The 2230-nt window shown below is 68.1% G+C and carries 2 protein-coding genes and 1 pseudogene; all 3 read left to right on the top strand.

Annotated features, from left to right (window positions below):
* Positions 1–353: pseudogene (locus tag EOA33_RS32950) on the top strand (cobyrinic acid a,c-diamide synthase); the annotation flags it as partial.
* Positions 354–356: 3 nt separating this feature from the next.
* The gene (locus tag EOA33_RS32945; RefSeq protein WP_126054003.1) at positions 357–1133 is read left to right on the top strand and encodes an adenosylcobinamide-GDP ribazoletransferase; all 777 of its coding nucleotides are present in this window, start codon (positions 357–359) and stop codon (positions 1131–1133) included.
* A gap of 24 nt (positions 1134–1157) precedes the next feature.
* Positions 1158–2168: a nicotinate-nucleotide--dimethylbenzimidazole phosphoribosyltransferase gene (cobT, locus tag EOA33_RS32940; protein ID WP_126054002.1), complete on the top strand. Its 1011-nt coding sequence runs from the start codon at positions 1158–1160 to the stop codon at positions 2166–2168.
* The last annotated feature ends 62 nt before the right edge of the window (positions 2169–2230 follow it).

Below are 2230 nucleotides of genomic sequence, written 5' to 3'. Positions count from 1 at the left end.
CGACCAAGCCGATCCACGGCGAGTGCGGTGGCTTCATGGTGCTGGGCGAGACTCTTGAGGACGCGGCAGGCGACACGCATCCGATGCTTGGCCTGCTCGGCCATTCGACCAGCTTCGCCAAGCGCAAAATGAACCTCGGCTACCGCGAGGCGCGGCTGCGCGCCGCTTGCCCGCTCGGAGCCGAGGGCACGCTGATCCGCGGCCATGAATTCCACTATGCGCAGATGCTCGCTGCCGGCAACGACGAGCCGCTGGCCGACCTTGCCGACGGCCAGGGCAATCCGCTCGGCGCCTCCGGCTATCGGCGCGGCCATGTCAGCGGGACGTTCTTCCATGCCATTGCGAGGGGCTAGGGCATGAAGCTCAAGAACTTTCCCCTTTCGCTCCGGCAAGTCCTCGATGATATCGCCCTTTGCCTGGTCTTCTTCACCAGGCTGCCGCTGCCCGTCTTTGATTTTCGCGGGCGCAGCCTCGCCGCCGCGATCTGGGCCGCCCCGGTCGCCGGGCTTGCCGTCGGACTGATCGGCGCGGTCGTCTACGCCACTGCGGAACGGTTCGGCCTTGCCATGGGTCCGGCGGCAGCACTTGCGCTTGCCGCAACATTGCTCACCACCGGCTGCCTGCACGAGGATGGGTTGTCCGATGTCGCCGATGGCTTTGGCGGCGGCAAGTCGCGCGGTGGAAAACTGGAGATCATGCGCGACAGCCGCATCGGCGCCTATGGCGCGTCGGCACTGGCCCTGTCGCTGCTGATCCGCTGGAGCGCGATTTCGGAATTCGCCGACCCCACACAGGCCCTTCTGGCGCTCATTGCCGCGCACGCCGCCTCGCGCGGATTGCTGGGCGCCTTCATGCATCTCTTGCCCCCGGCGCGGTCCGACGGCCTCTCGGCCGGCGCCGGCGGCGTCTCGGCCGAGGCCGCAATAGCCGGCGCCGTGCTCGGCGCGATACCACTCCTCCTGCTTGCGCCAGGCGGCGCCATTGTCGCGATCGTCCTGCTTGGTCTGCTGTTTGCCGCGTTCCGCGCCCTTTGCCTCAACCAGATCGACGGCCAGACCGGCGACACGATCGGCGCCCTTCAGCAACTTGGCGAGATCGCAGTCCTGCTCGTCGCTTCCGTATCCCTATCCTGACTCTCTTTCGGAGACTTTGCCCCCATGTCTTTCAAATCGCTTGATGAACTTCGCGCTGCCTGCCTCGATCTGCCGGCCGGCAGCGACACCGCGGCCAATGCCGTCGCCCGCCGCCAGGACACGCTGACCAAGCCGCAAGGCAGCCTCGGCCGGCTGGAAACCATCGCCGCCTGGCTGGGGCGCTGGCAGGGCCGCGACATGCCGAAGCTGGACAAGGTGAAGGTCTTCGTCTTTGCCGGCAATCACGGCGTCACCGCGCAGGGCGTCTCGGCCTTCCCGTCGGAAGTCACCGTACAGATGGTGGCGAATTTCGCCGGCGGCGGCGCCGCCATCAACCAGCTCGCCCGCATCGCTGGCGCCGAGCTCGACGTCATCCCGCTCGACCTCGACCATCCGACCGGCGACTTCACCGAAGTGCCGGCGATGGACGAGAAGGCCTTCCTCGCCGCCGTCTCGGCCGGCCATGACGCGGTGACCAAGGATATCGACCTCGTCTGCTTCGGCGAAATGGGCATCGGCAACACCACGCCGGCGGCGGCGATTTCTGCCGCCCTGTTCGGCGGCGGCGCCGAGAAATGGACCGGGCGCGGCACCGGCGTCGACGATGCCGGCCTGGAGCGCAAGGTGACCGCGATCGAAGCCGGCCTCAAGCGCCATGCCGACGCGCTGTCCGACCCGCTGAAGATCGCCGCAGCCCTTGGCGGCCGCGAGCTCGCCGCCATCTTCGGCGCCACGCTCGCCGCGCGCCGCAACAATGTGCCGGTCCTGCTCGACGGTTTTGTCTGCACCGCTGCCGCGGCGCCGCTGGCGCGGCTGCACCCGACCGGCCTCGCCCACACCATCGCTGCCCACGTCTCGGCCGAATCCGGCCACCGCCGCCTGCTCGAAGCGCTCGGCCTGCCGCCGCTGCTCGACCTCGGCATGCGGCTCGGCGAAGGCTCCGGCGCCTGCCTTGCCGTCAACATCGTGCGCTCGGCGCTGGAATGCCACGCCCGTATGGCGAGCTTCGCAGAGGCAGGGGTTTCGGACAAATAGTGACCTAGATGCTGGGGTGCGCTGATGGAGGAACCCTCAAAGATTTTTGGTGATCCCAAACA

Source organism: Mesorhizobium sp. M4A.F.Ca.ET.050.02.1.1, from assembly GCF_003997725.1.
GTDB lineage: Bacteria > Pseudomonadota > Alphaproteobacteria > Rhizobiales > Rhizobiaceae > Mesorhizobium.
The sequence above is the reverse complement of the archived record's forward strand: the minus strand, read 5'-3'. Positions and strand labels throughout refer to the sequence as shown.

Excerpts from the sequence above, each read along its gene's own strand:
- cobT (WP_126054002.1), top strand. The coding sequence starts at position 1,158 with ATGTCTTTCAAATCGCTTGATGAACTTCGCGCTGCCTGCCTCGATCTG.
- EOA33_RS32945 (WP_126054003.1), top strand. The coding sequence starts at position 357 with ATGAAGCTCAAGAACTTTCCCCTTTCGCTCCGGCAAGTCCTCGATGAT.